The sequence below is a fragment of the Bacillota bacterium genome (genome assembly GCA_023511485.1).
Taxonomy (GTDB): Bacteria; Actinomycetota; Aquicultoria; order Aquicultorales; family Aquicultoraceae; genus CADDYS01.
This window is the reverse complement of record JAIMBH010000009.1, coordinates 60,220-81,387: the sequence shown is the minus strand read 5'-3', so window position 1 is coordinate 81,387 and position 21,168 is coordinate 60,220. Positions and strand designations below refer to the sequence as shown.

20 protein-coding genes are annotated in these 21,168 nt (G+C 45.2%); 1 reads left to right on the top strand and 19 read right to left on the bottom strand.

Annotated elements, in window-relative coordinates; all coding sequences use genetic code 11:
- Positions 1–137: 137 nt before the first annotated feature.
- The 5 genes from K6T91_04540 to K6T91_04520 all read right to left on the bottom strand — a co-directional run bounded on the left by K6T91_04540 (position 138) and on the right by K6T91_04520 (position 3,736).
- The gene (locus K6T91_04540; protein ID MCL6472061.1) at positions 138–899 is read right to left on the bottom strand and encodes an acyl-CoA dehydratase activase; all 762 of its coding nucleotides are present in this window, start codon (positions 897–899) and stop codon (positions 138–140) included.
- A gap of 1 nt (position 900) precedes the next feature.
- On the bottom strand, positions 901–2,193 hold the full coding sequence (locus K6T91_04535; GenBank protein ID MCL6472060.1) for a 2-hydroxyacyl-CoA dehydratase family protein: 1,293 nt from the start codon (positions 2,191–2,193) through the stop codon (positions 901–903).
- A gap of 343 nt (positions 2,194–2,536) precedes the next feature.
- Complete coding sequence (locus tag K6T91_04530; GenBank protein MCL6472059.1) at positions 2,537–2,791, bottom strand: GlsB/YeaQ/YmgE family stress response membrane protein; 255 nt, start codon at positions 2,789–2,791, stop codon at positions 2,537–2,539.
- A 101-nt stretch (positions 2,792–2,892) separates the two neighbouring features.
- The gene (locus K6T91_04525) at positions 2,893–3,096 is read right to left on the bottom strand and encodes a hypothetical protein (protein MCL6472058.1); all 204 of its coding nucleotides are present in this window, start codon (positions 3,094–3,096) and stop codon (positions 2,893–2,895) included.
- A 100-nt stretch (positions 3,097–3,196) separates the two neighbouring features.
- Positions 3,197–3,736: a nitroreductase family protein gene (locus K6T91_04520; GenBank protein ID MCL6472057.1), complete on the bottom strand. Its 540-nt coding sequence runs from the start codon at positions 3,734–3,736 to the stop codon at positions 3,197–3,199.
- Positions 3,737–3,905: 169 nt separating this feature from the next.
- Between K6T91_04520 and K6T91_04515 the strand changes: the two genes are divergently transcribed.
- The gene (locus tag K6T91_04515) at positions 3,906–4,307 is read left to right on the top strand and encodes a hypothetical protein (GenBank protein MCL6472056.1); all 402 of its coding nucleotides are present in this window, start codon (positions 3,906–3,908) and stop codon (positions 4,305–4,307) included.
- Position 4,308: 1 nt separating this feature from the next.
- Here the strand turns inward: K6T91_04515 and ubiE are convergent, their stop codons facing one another.
- From ubiE to uvrC, 14 genes are all read right to left on the bottom strand, one after another.
- On the bottom strand, positions 4,309–5,046 hold the full coding sequence (ubiE, locus tag K6T91_04510; GenBank protein MCL6472055.1) for a bifunctional demethylmenaquinone methyltransferase/2-methoxy-6-polyprenyl-1,4-benzoquinol methylase UbiE: 738 nt from the start codon (positions 5,044–5,046) through the stop codon (positions 4,309–4,311).
- A 105-nt stretch (positions 5,047–5,151) separates the two neighbouring features.
- Positions 5,152–7,440, bottom strand: a complete 2,289-nt coding sequence (locus K6T91_04505) for an ATP-dependent RecD-like DNA helicase (protein ID MCL6472054.1) — start codon at positions 7,438–7,440, stop codon at positions 5,152–5,154.
- Positions 7,441–7,603: 163 nt separating this feature from the next.
- Entirely contained in the window at positions 7,604–8,374 is a 771-nt protein-coding gene (locus K6T91_04500) for a hypothetical protein (GenBank protein ID MCL6472053.1), read from the bottom strand.
- Between the two features lie 101 nt (positions 8,375–8,475).
- Positions 8,476–10,092 carry a peptide ABC transporter substrate-binding protein gene (locus K6T91_04495; protein MCL6472052.1) on the bottom strand — a complete coding sequence of 539 codons (1,617 nt, stop codon included), beginning with the start codon at positions 10,090–10,092 and terminating at the stop codon, positions 8,476–8,478.
- 154 nt (positions 10,093–10,246) lie between these two features.
- Positions 10,247–10,507 carry a preprotein translocase subunit SecG gene (gene secG / locus K6T91_04490; protein MCL6472051.1) on the bottom strand — a complete coding sequence of 87 codons (261 nt, stop codon included), beginning with the start codon at positions 10,505–10,507 and terminating at the stop codon, positions 10,247–10,249.
- Between the two features lie 93 nt (positions 10,508–10,600).
- Entirely contained in the window at positions 10,601–12,169 is a 1,569-nt protein-coding gene (gene gpmI / locus K6T91_04485) for a 2,3-bisphosphoglycerate-independent phosphoglycerate mutase (protein MCL6472050.1), read from the bottom strand.
- Positions 12,170–12,349: 180 nt separating this feature from the next.
- Complete coding sequence (gene tpiA / locus K6T91_04480) at positions 12,350–13,126, bottom strand: triose-phosphate isomerase (GenBank protein ID MCL6472049.1); 777 nt, start codon at positions 13,124–13,126, stop codon at positions 12,350–12,352.
- Positions 13,127–13,201: 75 nt separating this feature from the next.
- Positions 13,202–14,389, bottom strand: a complete 1,188-nt coding sequence (locus tag K6T91_04475) for a phosphoglycerate kinase (protein MCL6472048.1) — start codon at positions 14,387–14,389, stop codon at positions 13,202–13,204.
- Positions 14,390–14,573: 184 nt separating this feature from the next.
- Positions 14,574–15,569, bottom strand: coding sequence for a type I glyceraldehyde-3-phosphate dehydrogenase (gene gap / locus K6T91_04470; protein ID MCL6472047.1), 996 nt, complete (start codon positions 15,567–15,569; stop codon positions 14,574–14,576).
- A gap of 49 nt (positions 15,570–15,618) precedes the next feature.
- Positions 15,619–16,560, bottom strand: a complete 942-nt coding sequence (whiA, locus tag K6T91_04465; GenBank protein ID MCL6472046.1) for a DNA-binding protein WhiA — start codon at positions 16,558–16,560, stop codon at positions 15,619–15,621.
- Between the two features lie 139 nt (positions 16,561–16,699).
- Positions 16,700–17,638 carry a YvcK family protein gene (locus K6T91_04460; GenBank protein ID MCL6472045.1) on the bottom strand — a complete coding sequence of 313 codons (939 nt, stop codon included), beginning with the start codon at positions 17,636–17,638 and terminating at the stop codon, positions 16,700–16,702.
- 57 nt (positions 17,639–17,695) lie between these two features.
- Positions 17,696–18,559: an RNase adapter RapZ gene (gene rapZ / locus K6T91_04455; protein ID MCL6472044.1), complete on the bottom strand. Its 864-nt coding sequence runs from the start codon at positions 18,557–18,559 to the stop codon at positions 17,696–17,698.
- 228 nt (positions 18,560–18,787) lie between these two features.
- On the bottom strand, positions 18,788–19,321 hold the full coding sequence (locus tag K6T91_04450) for a methylated-DNA--[protein]-cysteine S-methyltransferase (GenBank protein ID MCL6472043.1): 534 nt from the start codon (positions 19,319–19,321) through the stop codon (positions 18,788–18,790).
- Complete coding sequence (gene uvrC, locus K6T91_04445) at positions 19,321–21,159, bottom strand: excinuclease ABC subunit UvrC (protein MCL6472042.1); 1,839 nt, start codon at positions 21,157–21,159, stop codon at positions 19,321–19,323. Before uvrC ends, K6T91_04450 begins: the two co-directional genes overlap by 1 nt.
- Positions 21,160–21,168: the final 9 nt, after the last annotated feature.

The following is a 21,168-nucleotide window of genomic DNA, read 5'->3' as shown; positions in this document are numbered from 1 at the left end:
CTTTTATGTCACTACCATAACGGCTTCGCCTTATTTGAACTCCCCCGCATAGCGGGGGGTATTCGCTTACGCAATAAATGGGGCGGACTTTAGTAAAACAGTCCGCCCCACTCCAAACCGATTTCAAAGTAAAATACTTAGCAGCTATTTAAATAGCTGCCGCTCATTGCTGCAATCGCTGCTCCCAGCGCGCCAGCAATTTCGGGATAGATATACGCACATATCTTTCGTCCTAACTTTTGTTCAAATAACATCTTTATACAGGGATTTCTTCCAACTCCACCCGAGATAACGATATCATCATTAACCCCTATCCTGCTTACCATAGCACTTACTCTTTCAACAATAGATTTATGTAGTCCAAGTCCAATACTTTTTGGATCTTCTTTTTTTGCCAGAAGCGAAACCACCTCGGACTCGGCAAATACAGTGCACATGCTATTTATTCTTATGACCTTATCAGCAAACATACATTGAGACCCAAACTCATCGATAGTAAAACCCAAGGTTCTGGCCATTATTTCAAGAAACTTGCCTGTCCCCGCAGCACACCTATCGTTCATCTGAAAATCTATCACCCTACCGTTCTCATCCAGTGAAATGGCTTTACTGTCCTGACCTCCAATATCGATTATCGTGCGGCAATTCGGGAAAAGATAACGAGTGCCAATCGCATGTGCTTTGATTTCAGTTATTACCTCATCGGCAAAGTCTTCTCTTGCAAAGTGACGACCATACCCAGTTGCCACAATCCTTTTTGCTTTATAAGGTTTTATCATCCCAAGCGAGCGCTCGTAAGGATTAAATCCAGTATCGGCGATCTGAAAGTCCTCGATCCCGGATCCGTTCAAAGCAACCACTTTGATACATCGAGACCCGATATCAATTCCCACAAACATTCTACATAACAACCCCTTGGGTCTCCCTGATGGTCTCTAGAAAAGCCTCAACCCTTGTCGAGAGTTGCCCGGCGTCCTCCATGCTATAATCGGTTTCTATCTTAAGAACCGGTATGCCAGCGCCTTTAAGGGTTTTCTCTACGCTTGCATACTCAACTGTAAAGGGATCGCAGAACTGCAGCGAGTAATGAATAACACCGTCTGCCTTGTATTCTTTAACAAGGCTCAAGATATTATCGAGCCTTTCTTTATTGGGTGTAAAGCACGCACAGTCAAGTTTCATGTAGCGATCTGCTATTGCATCGAGCTTCTCGTCGGTATCTATACCCGTCTCATTAACCATATCTCTGAAGTAGCGGTGGCCAATGCATGCTTCCTCGGCAACGATCACGGCACCAGCCGATTCGACTATATGGTGAAGTTTCCAGTTTGGAATCGCCATAGGACATCCCGATACAAGAATTCTCGGCGCATCCTTATCAGCGACACCCACGCCGGCTGCAATCCTTTTCTCAAGCTCATCGTTTATCTTGTTCACCATCTCGGTAAAGCGAATAGGATCGTCGTAGAACGCAACTTGTTGGATGAGGAGGGCGTCTTTGCCACTGATCGGTGTCGGAACCGCTTTTCTCATGTCGTTTAGCCTTTTTAAAGCGGCACGCTTTGCGTTAACAGTTGCAATACCTCTTGCAAGAGCATCCGAGTCGATTTTGTTTCCGGTTAGCCCCTCCATCTTATTCTTGAACTTCTCAACTTCAGTGCGCCAGAGCTGGCGGCTCGTCCCGTCTTTCATCTGTGGCGTGTGCATTACGTACACGTTTGTGTACTCACCCAGCACCTCGTATACCTTCTTCTTTCCATCGCAAGTCGTCTCGCCCACAATCATATCGCTTGATTCGAAATACGGGCACACTTTTGCAAGCTTGAAACTCATAAACGACTTAATGAGCGGGCAAAGGTTTCTTGGCAGGACTCGGTCGGCTTCATCGCTTGGCCAGTCGGCTCCGCCACAGATACCGACACAAACCGCCCCCGAGGCAAGAACTATTTCCTCTGGTACATAAAGACAGAATGTGCCAATGACCTTTCCACCTGATGCCCTAAGGTCGTTTAACTCTTTAACTCTTAAGCCATGGATCTCCGACATGACAAAGTCGAGATAACTCATGCCCTCCGGACGACCCTCTTGGCTTAAATAGATATCCCCGTATATTTGAGGAATAACTGCCAGCAGTTGATCGTGGGCCTCCAAATCCAAGCCCAAACTCTTCCACATTTCACGATAGTCAGTCATCTTTTTCCTCCCGATACCCTCATAGGCTTGTCATACAAAAGATCATCAGCCAAAGCGTACTATTGCTAATAGCAATAATATATATTACCATATTTAATATATAAATCAACCCTATATTTATCATTTGCCATGTTAATTGTTAAAAGATCAATTGTTTTAACAATTAATCTCAACATAATAGGAGATACGGTTAAGCTAACCATAAAGCTATAGTAGAGAGATAATTACATCGCATGCCTATGATTTTAGATAGCAGCGGAAGTCAGGAAAAAGCGCCTCAGAGCAAAGATAAGGCTTGATGATATTTTGGATGATAGGATGATATTTGGTAAGTAAAGCCTGGTTAATGCTTGCCGAATATTGATGAGTATATTGCAATTACTATAACGGAGCCAATTACCGCAAGGATGATACTCGACGTATCAATTCCGGTAATAGATTTCCCGAGTAGAGCATTGCCAATATAGCCTCCTATAACGGCTCCTGCAATGCCAAGAAGGATGGTTGTAATGAGTCCGCCAGGTTGTTTTCCAGGGATCAGTAACCTTGCTATAGCCCCAGCAATCAACCCCAGGATGATCCAGGTTAAGATACCCAATATTACCGCACCTTTACTATAACTATTCTTGTGAACGCTGCTGCAGATATTGCTAAATACCTGGTATCGAAATATTATTGCAAACTCTAAATTAAATCAAGCTAAGCGATTTTTCTCCTGGCTTTCATTTTGGGTCTATCCTTGAGGATCCCCTTGATAAATTTATCGGTTTTCGCCGAGTATTTTTCGGAATCGATAGCTATTTTATTTACTAAGCGGTTTCCCTCATTTACAAAAGAACTAAAAGCATTCCACGTATCCGATATGGTTTTCCTTTTAATGGATTTGCGTCTTTTTCTTTGCATTAGCTACCTCCAAAGGTTTATTCCTTAATGTCTGCTATAAACCAATATCGGATATTCTTCTCCTAACTAAACCCTTTTCGTTAAAATTAACGGTTCCATCTCAGGCTGCTATGCCGTGCTCGCCAAATCTGTTGTAATGAACTTTCTCCACAGAGAACTCTACTTCCCTGTGGGGCGATTTTTCTTCAGCCGGATGCCCAACAGTAATTATACAGCAAATGCCGAAGTTATCTGGAATACCGAGTATTTGCCTAAGATATGCCTCGGCATCCATGGTATCGTGTATCATGCCTCTTACCTGTATCCAGGAGCTACCAAGCCCTAGCTTTGCTGCTTCAAGATTGATATGCTCCGCCGCAATCGATGCATCCTCGACCCATGAGTTTGAGGCATTTTTATCGGCCAGCACTATAATATCAACAGCAGCTTCAGCCGCTTGTGCTGAGTATGGGGTTAAATTACCTAGCTCGCCCTTCATATGAGGGTCATCAACAACAATAAACTCCCAGGACCGTTTCCCCCACTGTGACGGAGCGTACATTGCGGCCAACAATAAGTCCCTGAGTTGCTCCTCGCTTATGCCTTCATCTGTGTATTTTCTGATGGTTCTCCTCCTTCTTATCGACTCAATGGGCATCACCGTGCCTCCTTTCCAGTATTATCTTCAGGCTACTGTTGTTGTTTTCCGCAGGACGCCAAATATAAACGCAGGCGTAGAGCTTTTCATGCAAGCTTTATAAAATCGGCACAGTTTAGTATGATTAGACAAAGGGGTTATTTGTGAGCGGTCCGGATAAGGAGGTGGGCCTTTGACCTTAAGAAAAGTGCTTTATATAATTTCGGCCTTACTTTTAACCGCTAGCATTTATATGTATTTTATAATGGCAAGGGACCAATCCGTCGTGCAAAATCCGCCGATAAGCATTCTTGTAGACGAGAATCAAGAAAATGCCGTAAAAAGTAACCCATATGTTATAAGAAACGGCTCAAACGCTATGCCAAAGGGTATGGGTCAAAATGACAATACGGATTTTATGCCCCAGTGGCAGAAGGATAAGCTTAAGGATATGAAGGGAGAACCTTACGTGGGCTCTGCCACTGATGCCAACTCAAGCAAAGACCCGGCTCCACCGCCGCCAAAAGAAAATAAACCCAAATCCAATCCACAGTCTGATATGACCAATCTTTTAGATAGTATACCTGATGATTAGTCTACCCTCTGTCTTTGGTGGCGATATGAAGCGCAACGGCACCGGCAAAGAAGTTCCTGTACCTGACTTCTGCCCAGCCAGCCTCCTTCATCATCTGCGCAAGCTCTTTCTGGGGTGGGAATACTTCCATACTGTCAGATAAATATTTATATGCCTGGTAATTGTTCGAAACTATCTTCCCGACAAACGGGACAAATGAGGCGATAAACCACCTGACGGGGGCTCTTAAAATTTTTATTTCGGGTTGACTAGATTCTAGACAAACCAGCTTGCCTCCCGGTTTGGTAACCCTGTAAAACTCACGCAACACCGCACGATAATCCGGTGTATTGCGCAATCCAAAGCCAATAGTTATTGCATCAAACTTGTTGTCCTCAAAGGGCAAGTTAACAACCGAGGCCTCGACAAAACTTATTTCTTTTCTGCAGCCCGCTTTATCTATCTTCTCCTTTGCCAACGCGAGCATATCTGCACTAAAATCCACTCCCACTACTTTTGCCCCGGTTACCGAGTTAACCGCCAACGCAAAATCACCGGTTCCGGTACAGGCATCAAGGACAATCGAATCTTTATTTGTCTCAGTTCCCTTGGCACCGATTTTTCGCCACCGCTTATCCATCCCCATTGTCATAAGGCGGTTTATCATATCGTATCGCTTTGCAACGATATCAAACATCGCTCTTACTCGATCCGGAGCCTTGATTGCCCTTTTAACGTAATTTCCTTGTGGTTTATTCATAAACTCTAATATATCAGAAGCCAAAAATAAGTCGAGAAGTGCCGGTGTCCCAAAGTGCCAAACTTAAAACATACAAGATATCGGCACTTTGGTACATCAGAACATCTATGCCTTGGTATAGATATTTGATAGTCGCTCTGCAAGACGTGTGTGTCTTTCCTGGATACGGTTATTCTTTACCGCAATCGCCAGAGCTTTTCTGCTTCCAACAACCACTACTAGCTTCTTGCCTCTTGTGATCGCCGTGTAAAGGAGATTTCTTTGAAGCATCATGTAGTGCTGGGTGTGAAGCGGAATTATAACCGCCGGGTACTCGCTCCCCTGGGATTTATGCACCGAACAAGCGTAAGCCAAGATGAGTTCATCCAAATCGGAGTAGTCGTAAATGACTTCCCTGCCATCAAATACTACCCTTACTTGCCTCTCAATTTGATCTATTGCATATATTTTGCCTATGTCTCCATTATAGACATCAAGGTCGTAATTGTTTCGAATCTGCATGACGCGGTCGCCGGTACGGAAAGAGCGGCTGCCCCGACTCAGCGCCTCACCGGATGGATTAAGCAGCTGCTGCAGCTCTTTGTTGAGGTTTGCCGCTCCAAGAAGCCCCATATGCATGGGAGTTAGCACTTGGATATCATCGGCAGAAAACTTGAAAGTTGCAGGTATTTTTTCAGTAATAAGCAGCTTCATTGTTTTAAGTATTTCGTCTGGCTCCTCGATTTCTACGAAATAGAAATCGCTTTTCCCCTCCCTTGATTTAGCGTACAACATCTGCCCTGCATTAACCCGATGGGCATTTACCACTATCATGCTCTTTTGCGCTTGTCTGAACACCTCATTAAGGCAAACCACCTTAACCTGGTTCGATTGAATGACGTCTTTAAGCACATTACCAGGACCAACAGACGGAAGTTGATCGGTGTCTCCAACAAGTATGAGCTGGGATGTCGAGGGTATTGCTTTTAGTAGATTATAGAAAAGGACGACATCTACCATCGACGCCTCATCCAGGATAATGATGTCGGCTTCCAGAGGATTTTCTGAATTTCGCTCAAATGCCATCAACCTTGGACTGAATTCTAGCAGGCGATGGATTGTCTTTGCCTCCAAACCAGTCGCCTCTGCTAGACGCTTTGCTGCCCTTCCAGTAGGAGCCGCAAGCAAAATTTGTCTACCCTTTCTCTTTAATATCTGGATGATTCCGTTAACGAGCGTGGTCTTACCTGTTCCGGGTCCGCCCGTTACCACCATAACCTTGCTTGAAACTGCATGGCGGATAGCATCTCTTTGTTGCTCGGCAAGTTTGAGCCCAAATCTTTGTTCAAACCAGGCAAGAGCCTTTTCTATATCTATCTCAAGCGGCTTCACGCCGGCTGACAGGAGCCGCTTCATTTGATTCAAAACGCCTATCTCAGATGCGTATAAGGAGCGCAAATAGACTAATTCATCATCAGGTTTTAAGCCGCCGCTTGGCTCAACATCTCTCAGCGCATTGTCTGATGCGGCCTCCCTTACGATCAAATCTTGACTTGCCAAAGAATCTATTGCGTTGTTTATAACTTGCGCATCAACCTCTAGGACTTTTGCTGCCTTATCAATTAACTGCGAGCGCAGACAGCAAACATGTCCATCGTCACTTAAGCTTCCAAGCACGTGCAAGATGCCCGCTTCAGCCCTCTGTAATGAGTCTGCAGATATACCCAAGTTACCAGCAATCTTATCTGCGGTCTTAAACCCGATGCCGAATATATCAACTGCCAACCGATAGGGATTTTCGCTTACAACATCTATTGCGTTGCTCCCATAATGTTTGTAGATTTTTATAGCATAAGTCGTGGTAACACCGTGAGATTGAAGAAAGAGCATGACTTCTTTTATCTCTTTTTGCTCCTGCCAGGCGGCACATATGCTTTCAGCCCGAACTTTACCGATGCCTTCAACTTCAGTTAATCTCTCTGGCTGATTTTCGATAACATCGAGCGTTTCGGTTCCAAAACACCTGACTAAGCGTGCGGCCATAACTGGACCAATTCCTTTGATCATCCCTGAGCCGAGATACTTCTCAATACCAACAAGCGTTGCCGGCTTCACCGTTGTGAAAGAGATGATTTTAAATTGTTCACCATATTTGCGGTCGCTAACCCAATATCCCTTAAAGCGGATACTCTCGCCTGGCTGCACACCAAGAAGATTCCCAACTGCTGTTACTGGGTCACGATAACCCCGCACGTTAACCCTGACAACACTCCAGCCATTCTCCTCGTTATAAAAAACAAAATGCTCAAGGATGCCCTCGAGCGTGGATAACTTTTTTTCTGTATTACTTACCTTGCCGGCTATGGACTGGCTGAATTTACTTGGTTTGCCAAAAGAAAGCTGATCTGAACCCATTTGTTCTCGCTTTTTTCTACCGATCTATCTTGAATCTCCTTTTAGCATAATAACATTTCTCAATAAAGAGTAAGGGGCTTTAGAAAGCCCCCTGCTGCTAATCAGCAATTGTTATACCCTAAATTCGATTTAAATATTAAGCTGTCTGCCCCACATCTTTGGTTTATGGATATATTGCATTTATTCCCAAAACGTCACCGCGACCCAGGGTGTCCTTCTTTGTTTCCCCTGTGCTGCCATAGCCATACATGGTCAGCTCACTGTCCCTTTTACTATATAGATCCCCAAGCAATAGCCAATGCCCAAGCTCATGCGTCATTATGTTTTGGACATCAAAAGACGCAAAACCCGTCGTTCCGGGTATATTGATGGACCATGGATAGTCGCTATTTAGTATGGTATCGCATTCGTCAATGATTTTATCCCTTTTCCCGGCGTAGTGATACCAGGTTACTGTAATACCGATGGCTCCTGGGTAGGAGCTGCTTAACGGCCTCCAACAAATTGTATTATTTCCATCCGAGGTGTTCAAAGGGTTCACCAGCACAGAAGCAAATCCGTCACCCATAAAATCAACTACCACATTGCCACCAGCATCTGCGTCTTCCCATGTAGCAAAAGAAGCGTCAACCGTAGCTTGAACTGTTTCCGCAACAAGACCATTAGGATTTGCTGGATCGATTGTGTAGTGTACCGGAAATGCTGTTGATGGCCAATGGATTCCGGTGTACTTGTAATCGCCAACTTGGTCACCTGTTAACGAAGCCTTGTTGGCTGCGAGATTTGAGGCGATCGGGTTCCCACCACGATAGTGCACAAATACGATTTTCCCTTTGCCTTTAGCCTGACCTTTGGCAAGAGCCGTTGTAGTGCCCATAGAAAAAGCCAGCGCAAGTACCAGAATAATGACAACCAATAGAGCAGATTTTCTCATAACTTGTTTCCCCTTCCATATTAAGCCGTTACTTAATGGGTCGTAGCTATATTAACCATACCAGATATTGGCTTGGCTGGCTACCTTTTTAGTGCTCAATATTATTTTATTATCCACCACTTATTAAGATCATAAAGCGGCCCTTCTTCTGTCGTGTTGTTTACCACTCCCTTGATTTTCTTATCATATGATAGGGCTTGAAGGTGACGGTAAAGGGGTATAACTACTAAGTCACCGCTCAGTTTCGCCTGAACTTTATAGTAATTATCAAACCTCCTGGAGGCATCAATCTCTGTATCTATACTATTTAATAGGCTATTTATTTCGGGATCGCTGTATCGATAATAGTTTTGTCCCGCCGGCGGTATTTTGTCAGACGCAAACCTGTACCGGAGGTCTGGCTCTACGCTATCAAGCCACCCCCAAAGACCTATATCGAACTTGCCTTCGGGAAGACAACTATTAAAAAATACATCGGGAGTTGAATTTTTAATTTCTACCTTAATGCCAGCAAGCTCAAGGTTTTCTTTTATCAACATCTCTACTTTTTCCCTAATTGGATTGCCGGTAACCATACTTATCGTTAGTGTAAGAGGTTTGCCATCCTTCTCATATATGCCGTTGCTGCCTGCACTATAGCCTGCTTTAAGGAGACAATCCTTTGCTTTTCTTACATTATAATCGTAAGATCTCCATGCGGGAGTATAAAACGCTTGCTCTGCCACAACTACACTGTCAAGAGGATGTGGATCACCAGTTGCTAGCCTAGCTATCTTCCTCCTATCAATAGCATATGCGACCGCCCTCCTTACATTAATATCGTCCAGCGGTGACTTTGACAGATTAAACCCCACGTGATCCCATAACAGTCCTTTGTTTACGTTGGTGACTTTGCCCCTAACCGCTTTTAGACGGGCAATATCCTGCTCATCAAATTGGGAATAAATAAGGTCAAGACTGCCCCTTTCCAAACCAGCGATACAGGCAGCTCTATCTGGCATGAATTTGAATGTAACTTTCTTGATCTTTGGCTTTGCTCCCCAAAAAGACTCGTTTGGTTCGATAACCAGCTGCTTTCCACGATTCCACTCTTTAAATTTATAAGGGCCGCTCGCAAAACTGAGAAAGTCATTCATAGCTTCATGAATTCTCTTACCCTCAAGTATATGTTTAGGTAAGATAGGAAAACTACTGGTAAATAGGCTATTATAGGCAGGATACGGTCTTTTAAAAACAATTGTTACCGTTTTTTCATGAGGGGTGTCAATGCGCTCAATTTGATCATATCCAAAGCGGTTTGTAACGCAGTTCTTGCTATTCATTATCGTTTCCCAGGTGAATTTAACATCTGAAGAAGTAATAGGTGCTCCATCGCTCCAAACAGCATTCTTTTTAATTTCAAACGTGACGGTAAAAGGGTTCTTTGTCACAAGACCGTTGTTAATGGTAGGTACTCTCTCTACTATTCGCGGCACATACCGTAAATCCGGCGTTACTGAGAGTAACCCCCAAAGGACGTTTGACGTAACAAGCTTTGTTGCCATCGATGTCCCTTCTGGAATATAGGGATTGAGCACCAATGGTTCCTGGTCCAGGCCAATTACAATTCTTTCAGATACACCGGTTGCTGAATTAACACGATTGCAGCCACCCTGCAAGAACATCAAAAGCAGCGCCAAAATCAAGAAGACCGGCGCATATAGAAATATTTTTCTCATTTATTTGGCCTCTTCCTGATGAAGTGCAAACCGGCCAATTACCGCTATAATTGCTTGACAATACCGCTACTTATTCTAACCTGCAGCCATTATTACCTGCAACAAAAAAAAGCGCTTCATTGCCGAAGCGCCAACAATCGGTACAAGCCACAGATTACAGACCGGGTTTCTGGCTCACATAATAAAGCACCAGCGAAGTTACGCCAAATGCAGAAGCAAGGATAACTGTTATGCGATTGAGGTTTTTTTCAATTATGCTTGTTCCGGAGAAAGTCGAGGGTAGAGCACCACCGAACGCACTTGACAAGCCCGTTCCCTTCCCGGAATGAAGAAGAATGGCAATTATAAGCCCGATGGCTAAAATTGCGTGAACAATCTCAATAAAAACGATCACATTAGCCTCCTGAAATTCAATCTTTAAAATAATAGCACAAGCACTGCAAACCGGCAATATTTAGTTTGCTCGCAAAAGGAAGCTGCAGCACTGCGGCGTTGATAACGGCAGCACCTAACTATCCCACTCGATTAGCGACGTGCCGGTCATTTCAACAGGTTTTGGGATATCCATGACATCTAATATAGTTGGAGCCACATCGGCCAGGATGCCACCATCCCTTAATTTAAAATGACCCTGGTTTATGACCGCGTAAAAAGGTACCCTATTGATCGTATGTGCCGTCATCGGCTGATGATGAACAAAATCGATCATTTGATCGGCATTACCATGGTCCGCAGTTATAAAAACAGCTCCACCTTTAGACCGTGCCATATCGGTAATCCTGCCAACACACTCATCGACCACCTCAACTGCTTTTACAGCTGCCTCAAAAACGCCGGTATGTCCAACCATATCACAATTTGCAAAGTTGACAACAATAAAATCGTATTTCTCCGATTTTATTGCATTCACTACAACATCGGTTACCTCTGGCGCGCTCATCTCGGGCTTTAAATCATAAGTCGGCACCTTCGGTGAAGGCACGAGTATCCTATCCTCACCCTGCTCAGGAGCCTCTTCGCCACCATTGAAGAAAAATGTTACGTGGGCATATTTCTCCGTTTCTGCGGTATGCAATTGCTTTAAGCCATGCTCTGCAATGATATCGGAGAGTGTATTTTTAAGTTCCTGGGGCGGAAACGCCACATGACAGTTTGTAAACGTGATATCATACTGGGTCATGCACACATAAAAGGTTTGCGGGGGTTTTACTCCCCGATCAAAGCCCTTAAAGTTCCTTTCTATGAAGGCACGGGTTATCTCACGCGCCCTGTCGGCTCTAAAGTTGTAAAATATGACCGAGTCGCCATCTTTTATTGTAGCTACTGGCTCACCTGTATCTTTATCGATAATAACTGTGGGTTCTACGAACTCATCGACAATTCCTTCCGCGTAGGACTGCTCAACCGCCTGCTCAGCTGAATACGCCTTCTTGCCGATTGCATGCACCATAGCATCATAGGCTCTCTTGACCCTCTCCCACCGGTTATCCCTATCCATGGCATAATACCGACCCATGACTGTTGCCACTTTACCTATCTTTTCTTGAGCTATCCTTTCTTCTAGCTGTTTAAAATAAGAAAGCGCGCTTTGTGGAGGCACATCTCGTCCATCGAGAAACGCATGTATATAAAGTCGCTCGACACCTTGAGATTTAGCCAATTTGATAAGCGCAAAGAGATGAGTATCGAGACTGTGCACGCCTCCATCTGATAGAAGACCCATTAAGTGAACGGCCGTATTATTTCTCCTGGCATTTTGCATAGCTTCCAGAAGGACTTTGTTCTTGAAGAAGTCACCGTCTCGGATGGCCTTGCTGATCCGGGTTATATCCTGGTAGACAATACGGCCTGCTCCGAGGTTTAAGTGGCCGACTTCAGAATTTCCCATTTGGCCTTCGGGAAGGCCTACAGCTTCTCCTGCTGCTCCTAAAGTTGTAAACGGAAACTCAATTTTAAATTGGTCCAGGTTCGGTGTACTTGCAAACTCTATGGCGTTTCCTACTTTGTCTGGATTCTCACCCCAGCCGTCTAAGACGCAAAGTATTACAGGCTTAGGTCGTACAATTTTCTCACCCATTATTATCTTTAACTTACCTTTCCATCACATTTAAAATTAACGTGTCGCCACTAATCGGTCTATAATGAAATCGCCGAGCTGTGAAATCATCTGTCCAAGGCTAAAGCCTTGCACTACTTTTTTTGCTAAAGTCCTGTACTGCAATTAAATCTTTTAATCAGCAGTTATAAATCAAATACTTTATCTTGCATTTCTTATAATATCTGCAAAGCTTTCTGCTTCCAGACTTGCACCGCCAACCAGGGCCCCGTTAACCTCAGGCTGCTCCATAAACTGAGCTATATTTCCACCTTTGACACTTCCGCCGTAAAGAATAGGTACCGACTTTGCGACTTCTTCACCGAACCTCGAAGCAAGGATGCTGCGGATATGGCGATTGACCTCATTTGCATCTTCAGGAAGTGCAGCTTTGCCGGTGCCAATAGCCCAGATCGGTTCATATGCGATTATAAATTTCTTCATATTATCGGCGGTTAACCCCTCTATCCCACCAAGAATCTGCGATTCAATAAACGACTGGGTCTCTCCGGCCTCTCTCTGTTCAAGAGACTCACCACAGCACATAATCGGTGTGATATTATGTCTTAATGCCGCTTTTACCTTTTTATTAACCATCTCATCGGTTTCGCCGAAGTACATGCGCCGCTCTGAGTGTCCGAGGATGACAAATTCGCACTCAAGGTCTTTTAGCATCAGGGGAGAAATTTCTCCAGTATACGCCCCCTGATCCTCCCAGAACATATTTTGCGCGCCCATTTTTATTGGTGGCTTATCCTGCCACAAAACCGTATATATACTCTTGAGCGCAGTAAAGGGTGGGCAAACTATAACCTCAACGTCTCCTAAATCACCCAATGCATCTAATTGATCTTCCAATTCCTGAACTAGCGCAACTGCTTCTTTGGCTGTTTTGAACATTTTCCAGTTACCGGCAATTATCCTGCGTTTTCTTGGCATACAGCTCCCTCTCTTTGCATGTGTAATCATAAAATTTTAGTTCTCACGTCGGAGTCCAAGCCTCTTGGCTCGATTTTACTTATCCATTAAGGCCTCAACACCGGGAAGTGTTTTTCCCTCTATCATCTCGAGCGACGCTCCACCGCCAGTCGAGACAAAAGAGACTTTGTCTTCCAGGTGAACCTTCTTGAGTGCGGCCACAGAATCCCCACCGCCAACTACACTGGTTGCCCCAGATTGTGTTGCATCAGCTACTGCCCTTGCGATCTCCTCCGTGCCTCTTGCAAACTGGTCTATCTCAAAAACGCCCATCGGACCATTCCAGAATATCGTTTTGGCACCCTTTATCACTCCACGATAAACCGATATAGTTTCGGGGCCAATATCCAGACCCATCCAATCGTCGGGAATATCGCCGACTGAAACAACCCTGGCTTCCGCATCAGCGCTTATCTCCTTGGCAATAACGATATCCGAGGGTAGGTACATGTTTATGTTTTTCTCCTGAGCCTTATTTATTGCGTCTCGACAATAATCTACCTTATCTTCCTCAAGAAGTGACTTCCCAACGTTGTAGCCCTCGGCCTTGAGGAAAGTAAAACACATGCCTCCGCCGATAAGCAGCGAATCGACAATATCTAAGAATCTATCGATAACACCAATTTTATCCGACACTTTACTGCCACCGAGAACTGCAACAAATGGTCTTTCCGGATTCTTAAGAAGCGATTCTAGAGTATCGACTTCCTTTTCCAATAAGAAACCAGCAATCGCTGGGATATGTTGCGCGACTCCAACTATAGAAGCGTGAGCCCTATGTGAAGCACCGAAGGCATCGTTTACATAAATGTCAGCAAGACTTGCCAGCTCTTTTGCAAACTCAGGGTCGTTTTTCTTCTCCCGTTCGTCAAAGCGCAAGTTCTCAAGAAGCAGCACGTCGCCAGGTTTCATTTTATCAACAGCTTCTTTTACCTCCCTGCCAACAACCGCGTCGGCCTTCTCTACTTCCTTGCCAAGAAGGTCGGCCAATTCCTGGGCAACCGGGTCAAGCCGGTATTTATCTTCAACCCCCTTAGGCCTTCCAAGATGGCTCATTAGAATAACTTTAGCACCTTTGCTAATCAAATATTCTATTGTTGGAAGTGCTGCCTTTATCCTGCTGTTATCGGTTACCACACCATCTTTCAATGGCACGTTGAAATCTACCCGAACCAGCACACGTTTTCCAGATACGTCGATATCTCTGACTGTCTTCTTATTCACGACTATCCCCCCTAATCTAGATACCAGAAACCGCATTGGGCTAAAATACCTGGATACAAGCTAGGCTTCTAAAAGCACCAGAAAACGGAAAACAGATTTAGGATTCTCTGTCCTCCGCTTTCTTGCCTCTTTTTAAATCTCTTTTCTGGTTCCAAGTTTCCAGTACCTAGTTCTAGACGACAGATTATTCTGCAACTAGTTTTGTTAAATCAACAAGCCTGTTTGAATAACCCCATTCGTTGTCATACCAGGACAGCACCTTGGCCATCTTGCCATGAACCATTGTTGACAGACCGTCAAATATAGAAGAATGCGGGTCACCAACGATATCGACTGAAACTATCGGGTCCTCGGTATAGTCGAGAATACCAAGCCACCTATCCTGGCTTGCCGCCTCCCTGATTGCATTGTTAATATCTTCCACTGAAGCTTCCTTGGATAACTCAACAGTAAGGTCAACCAGAGAGCCATCCGGCACTGGTACACGCAGCGCCATACCATCCATCTTACCCTGCAGCTCTGGAATTACGAGACCGATCGCTTTTGCAGCACCGGTCGAGGTTGGGATAATCGACATAGCCGCAGCTCTTGCTCTTCTTAAATCTTTGTGCGGTAAGTCAAGCAGCGACTGGTCATTGGTATAAGCATGAACGGTAGTCATAAAACCTCTTTCGATTCCGAAATTGTCCATAATCACCTTTGCAACCGGTGCAAGACAATTTGTCGTGCAGGAAGCGTTTGAGATGATCTTATGCTCCGGTTTAAGCTTATCATCATTTACACCCAAAACAACCGTTATATCTTCCCCTTTTGCAGGAGCCGAGATAATTACTTTTTTAGCACCGGCATCAAGATGTTTCTTTGCGTCTTCGGCCTTTGTAAACCTTCCAGTGGACTCGATAACGATATCTACACCAAGGTCCTTCCATGGAAGTGCAGCAGGGTCCCTTTCTGCAGTTACTTTCATTTCTTTGCCATCGATTAAAATACTGCTGCCCGAAGGCTCTACATCGGCCTCAAAAATTCCAAAAATTGAGTCATACTGCAGCAAGTGTGCAAGAGTTTTTGCATCCGTCAAATCATTTACAGCAACGATATCGATGTCAGGGTCGTCAAATGCCGCCCTAAAGACATTTCTACCTATCCTCCCGAAACCGTTAATACCTACTTTAATCGCCATACGTTTTCCTCCTCCTCGACAATCTGAAATTTACTTTTCCCTAACAGAATTAGCGTGAAACTTTGTCAAGGCTCCTTGCCAATTGAGCTATGCGCCTTGCCCGATGATAAACTGCTGACTTGCTAAGAGGTGGGTTGAATAGCTCTCCGAGTTCTCTTAGGCTTACATATGGATATTCTACACGTACCCTTACAAACTCCTGCAAACCAGGCGGCAATTTCTCAACCCCAAGCCTAGATTCAATTATACCAATATCGTCAATCTGCCCCGCAGCTGCGCTTACAGCTTTATTTAAGTTGGCGGTATCACAATTTACCAAACGGTTTACCTGAGCGCGCATCTCCCTTATGATGCGCTCGTCTTCCCACTTGAGAGTAGCCTTGTAGGCACCGATTAATGCCAGAAATTGAATTATCTCTTCACTATCCTTTATATAAACCGCATAGTTCTTCTTGCGATCGTTTATTTTGGCGCGTAAACCCACCCTGCTCATTAAAGATTGCAGGTCGGATGCAAACTCTAAGTTATCCGTTGTCAACTCAAAATGATAATTTGATTTGGAGCTGCTGATGGAGCCCCCGCCCAGAAACGCGCCGCGTAGATAAGATACAGCGCAGCATTCCTTGCGGACCAGCCTGGCAAGAATACCGGGGACAACAACCATATGGTCGTCCAAGATGCCAAGTTCGTTTAGGACCTGACCTATCGTTTCTTGATAAGGTACATGAATGAGGTAATTGTTCGTCTTGTGCAACACCGATCTTCTTACTATAGACTCGACTTTTAGCGAAAATACAGTCGTCAAAAACTTGTAAAGAAGGCGCGCAACCGCGGCGTTTTCAGTTGACACATCAAGGGCAAAACGGTCATTTCCCAACAGATGCAAACTTCCATCCATATGAATAATAGCAGATGCTTCTGCCAGCTGGCAGCATTTGCGCTTGGGCTGCAGCTTGGCTAGCTCGCTTTTTATCTCGTTTGAAAATGACAATTCTTTATAGACTCCTCTCAAATCGTCCAATTTTAATGAAGGCCGCTTAAGCTAAAATTGTTAACTGCAGCTATTAAGCGCCACATGGTTATGGCTTGGAAGTGTTTATCTAGCGGTTGTCTTAACCAAAAACCTTTCCCTACACTAACTCGCGCAATATGCTTGCTAGTTTATTTGCATCGTGGCAAGCTGGATTATTCTCATCAAGAACATCCGCTAGGACTAAATTTACGCCGAGTGCTTTTATATTCTCGGTAGTTATTGATACAGGATACCTCCTGTTCTCGGCATAGCTTAAAAGTTCCTTATCGGGTAGAGGGTGCGTATTTACGACAACTACATCCAGCCAATCAGCCGAACCATGGTCAACAAGAGCAGCTACATGGTCGCAGGCCGTAAACAAATCGGTTTCCCCCGGCTGTGTCAGCACATTGCATATATAGACCTTAATTGCCTTAGATTCTACCAGCGCCCGACCTATCCCTGGTACAATCAAATTGGGCAAGATGCTGGTAAAAACGCTTCCCGGCCCAATTAGAACCTGGTCGGCTTCAAGTATCGCCTCAACCGCTTCCGGATAAGCTTCGACGTCTTCAGGCTCGAGATATACGCGCTTCAAAGGCTTCGTTGTCTGCGCGATTTTTACCTGGCCAATTACGGGTTCGTCATCATAGGTAGTTGCCCGAAGGGTTACGTTTCCGGTAGTCGACGGCAAAACGCGACCCTGTACTGACAGAATCTTCGAGGCAACGCGGATACTGTCTTCAAAGCTCCCGTGAAGATCGGCTAGTGCGGCGATGATTAGATTGCCCAGGCTATGGCCCGCAATACCATCGCCTTGGGTAAAACGGTATTTAAATAACCTCGCCATTTGCTCGTCTTTTGCCAGAGCTACAAGACAGTTTCTTATATCGCCTGGTGGAAGTATTCCTATATCTCGGCGAAGCCTCCCAGAGCTACCGCCGTCGTCAGCAACACTAACAATAGCTGTGATCTCATCGGCATATTGTTTTAAACACTTCAGCGCAACCGGCAACCCAGTCCCCCCACCGATTGCCACGGCTTTTATTTTCGGCATACCTTAACATACCTCTTCATTCTTAAAAAACAAAGCATAGACTTTGCACTTCTAGACCTATTTCTTTCTCTTCACATCCCTATGACGGACAACAACGTTGTATCCCTTTCCTTTTAAAAATCCAGAGACCTGCTCGGCAATAGCAACCGATCGATGCGTACCGCCCGTACACCCGATTGCAATGGTTAGGTGAGTCTTTCCTTCTGCAACGTATCTGGGAAGAAGAAATGCCACGAGGCTTCTAAACTTTTTTAAAAAAGTTTGGGTCTCCGACCTGTTTAGCACAAAATTACATACATTTTCGTTTGTGCCGTCAAAATGCCTAAGCGACTCGATATAATGAGGATTCGGCAGGAAGCGGACATCCATCACAAGGTCTGCATCCAAGGGCATACCGTATTTATATCCAAAGGACATAACGGTAATCATAATACCTTTCTTTTGCTTGTCTTTCTTCAAGATAGCTGTGCGTATCTTATCTTTAAGCTCGAAAGGTGCGAGATCGCTCGTATCTATAACAAGATTTGCCTGACCGCGCAACTGCTCCATAATGTGGCGTTCTTGATGAATACCATCAATGATTGCGCCTTCTTCGGCAAGCGGATGGCGTCGCCGAGTTTCCTTAAAGCGCTTGATAAGTGCCTCATCAGACGCCTCAAGGAATAGTATTTGATACTTTATTTCCTGAGATTTCAATTTCTGGAGCTCGCCAAGAAGAGCGTCAAAAAATTCCCGACCCCTGACATCGCACACCGTCGCAACCTGCCTTACCTTACTTCCCGGCAGAGTGCACAGTTCAGCCATCTTAGGAATCAAGGAAGGCGGCAGGTTATCTATGCAGAAAAAACCCATATCTTCAAAGCACTTAATAGCTTCAGACTTCCCCGCACCGGATAACCCCGTTATGATTGCAAATTCAATATGCTTGTTCTCCAATTATAACCCAACCTCGCTATTCCATTAGATTTAGTATCTATTAATATTTCGGTAAACCACACCTCAATTCTTGAGAAAAGGGCATCGTTTCTGGCTCAGAAACCTAAAGCTAGAAACCATAATATTTCACCCTCGCTAGATACTCTTCCCAGAGGAAAGGAGCAGAGCTTTCGTATTAGCCCTGCCAGCCTCCTGGTAATTAGCGCATTCATTTTATTCTAGACCAACTTTTTCTGCATAGCTAATTGGCAATATGCCCTCTATGACAAGCATTCTTTCTTTCCAACCCCGTTTACCGCTCCAACCTCCTATGCTACCATCACTTTTCAGGACTCTATGGCACGGAACAACTACAGGGTACGGGTTTCTCGCCATAGCACCACCTACTGCCCTTGCAGCCATTGGGCTTCCGCATTGCTCTGCTAACCTCTTGTAAGTAGTAGTCTCACCGTAAGGTACAGCCTTTAAAGTCTCATATACCTTCCTCTGAAACTCCGTAACCCCGGTGTAATCCAGCTGATAATCGAACTGAACCCGCTCTCCACTAAAGTATCTACCTAAAGATGAGCATAAGTCTTGGCCTAAATCTTCCCTATAATCTTGCTTGCCGAAATTCTTAACAATCTCCTCTTCCAGCGCAACTTCATCAGAATGTGGAAATACAATACCTGCAAGACCCATCTCACTAAAGATAGCGGCCCCCACTCCCCACTCTGTCCGATATATATTGAAGCCTTTAATACCCATTAACTTAAGCCCTCGTTGTGATGGAAGTGCCGATGGACCCGCTCTGCTACTATACCCGGCAGACCGGGTACGCTTTTTAATTCTTCCAAGTCGGCAGCCGCAATTGCAGCTGGAGACCCGAAGTGTTTGAGTAAAAGCCGTTTCCTGTTCTCGCCAATGCCCGGTATTTTATCTAAAGCAGATTCGACCATGGCTTTTCCGCGAAGGCTTCTATGGTACGTAATCGCAAAGCGGTGTGCCTCGTCCCGTACCCTCTGTAATAATTTTAAAGCGTCAGAGCCGCGGTCAAGTCTGATCGGCTTATCAATACCAGGAGCGTATATCTCTTCTTCGCGCTTGGCTAGACCAAAGACCGGAATATCCTCAAAGCCTGCTTTCTGCATGGCGGAGACTGCGGCGGAAAGCTGAGGCTTTCCTCCATCGACAATAATTAGGTCGGGTTCATCGGAAAACGATGGGTCAAAGTTTGCCTTTCTATGTTCGAGCCGTCGGCTTATAACCTCATACATCATCGCGTAATCGTTCATTCCCTCAACGCGGCTGATGCGGAACTTCCTATAATCATCTTTTGCCGGACGGCCGTCTTTAAATACTACCATCGAGCCCACAGAATTCCGGCCATGAATGGTCGAAATATCGAAGCACTCGATGCGCAGCGGTATCTGGGAAAGCCCCAAGGCCGAAGCCAGCATGCCGAGCGCCCTTGTCGATGTCTCCTTCTCCCAGGAATGCTTAACTAAAGACATGCCCAAAGCATATTGGGCATTGGCCGAGGCCATACTAACAAGGTCACACTTATCTCCCCTCTGTGGGACCTTAAGCGTGACTTTGGTGCCCCTTAATTGGCTCAGCAGCTCCTCGATTAGCCCCCTATCCTCGATTTCTGTAGGCAGGAGTATCTGTGGTGGTACAGAAGTTGAGCTGATGTAATTCTGCTTAATGAAAGCACTTAAGATATCATCGCTCGATTCTCCTCTATCAAGTATAAAGTTCTTGCTGCCGATTAGCTTACCGTCACGAACAGTCGATAGATTTATGCAGCCGGCTGCTCCGTCGATGCTAAGTCCAATAACGTCGAAATCTTCTCCAGCCTCCGAGACGACTTTTTGTTTCTGCAGAACTACCTTGGCCGCCTCAAGCCTATCTCTAACTCGGGCAGCATGTTCAAACTCAAGTCTTGCGGAAGCTTGCTTCATTTCCACCTCAAGCTGATCGATTACAGGCTCGGGATGGCCTTCTAAGAACATTTCAACCTTTTCGATCATCTCCCGGTAATCACTCTTCGAAATCGCACCGATACACGGGCCTAAGCACCTCTTTATGTGGTAGTTCAAGCATGGCGAGCCGGTCGACTTGCCCGGTCTGCTGCGCCTGCATGTCCTGAACGGAAAGATTCGCCGCAGCGTATCAAATGTCTCGCGCACTGCCTGGATGCTGGTGTAGGGACCATAGTACTTGGTCCCCCGCCGGTGACGCTCCCTCGTTATTAAAACGCGTGGGTAATCATCCTGCCAGGTTATTGCAATATATGGGTAGCTCTTATCATCTCTGTAAGACACGTTAAAAGCCGGGCGGTATTTCTTAATGAGATTCACCTCAAGAACAAGCGCCTCGACTTCGCTTCCAGTCACGTAGAACTCAAAATCCGCTATCCTATCGATAAGTGCCCGTGTTTTTGGCGAATGGTCGCTACTGTTAAAGTACGAGCGCATACGCGATCTCAAGGATTTCGCCTTTCCGACATATATGACCCGACCATTGGAATCCTTATAGATATAAACGCCTGGACTAGACGGCACGCTCTTTAATTGTTCAACAAGTCTTGCTTTGTTTTCCATGGATCAATC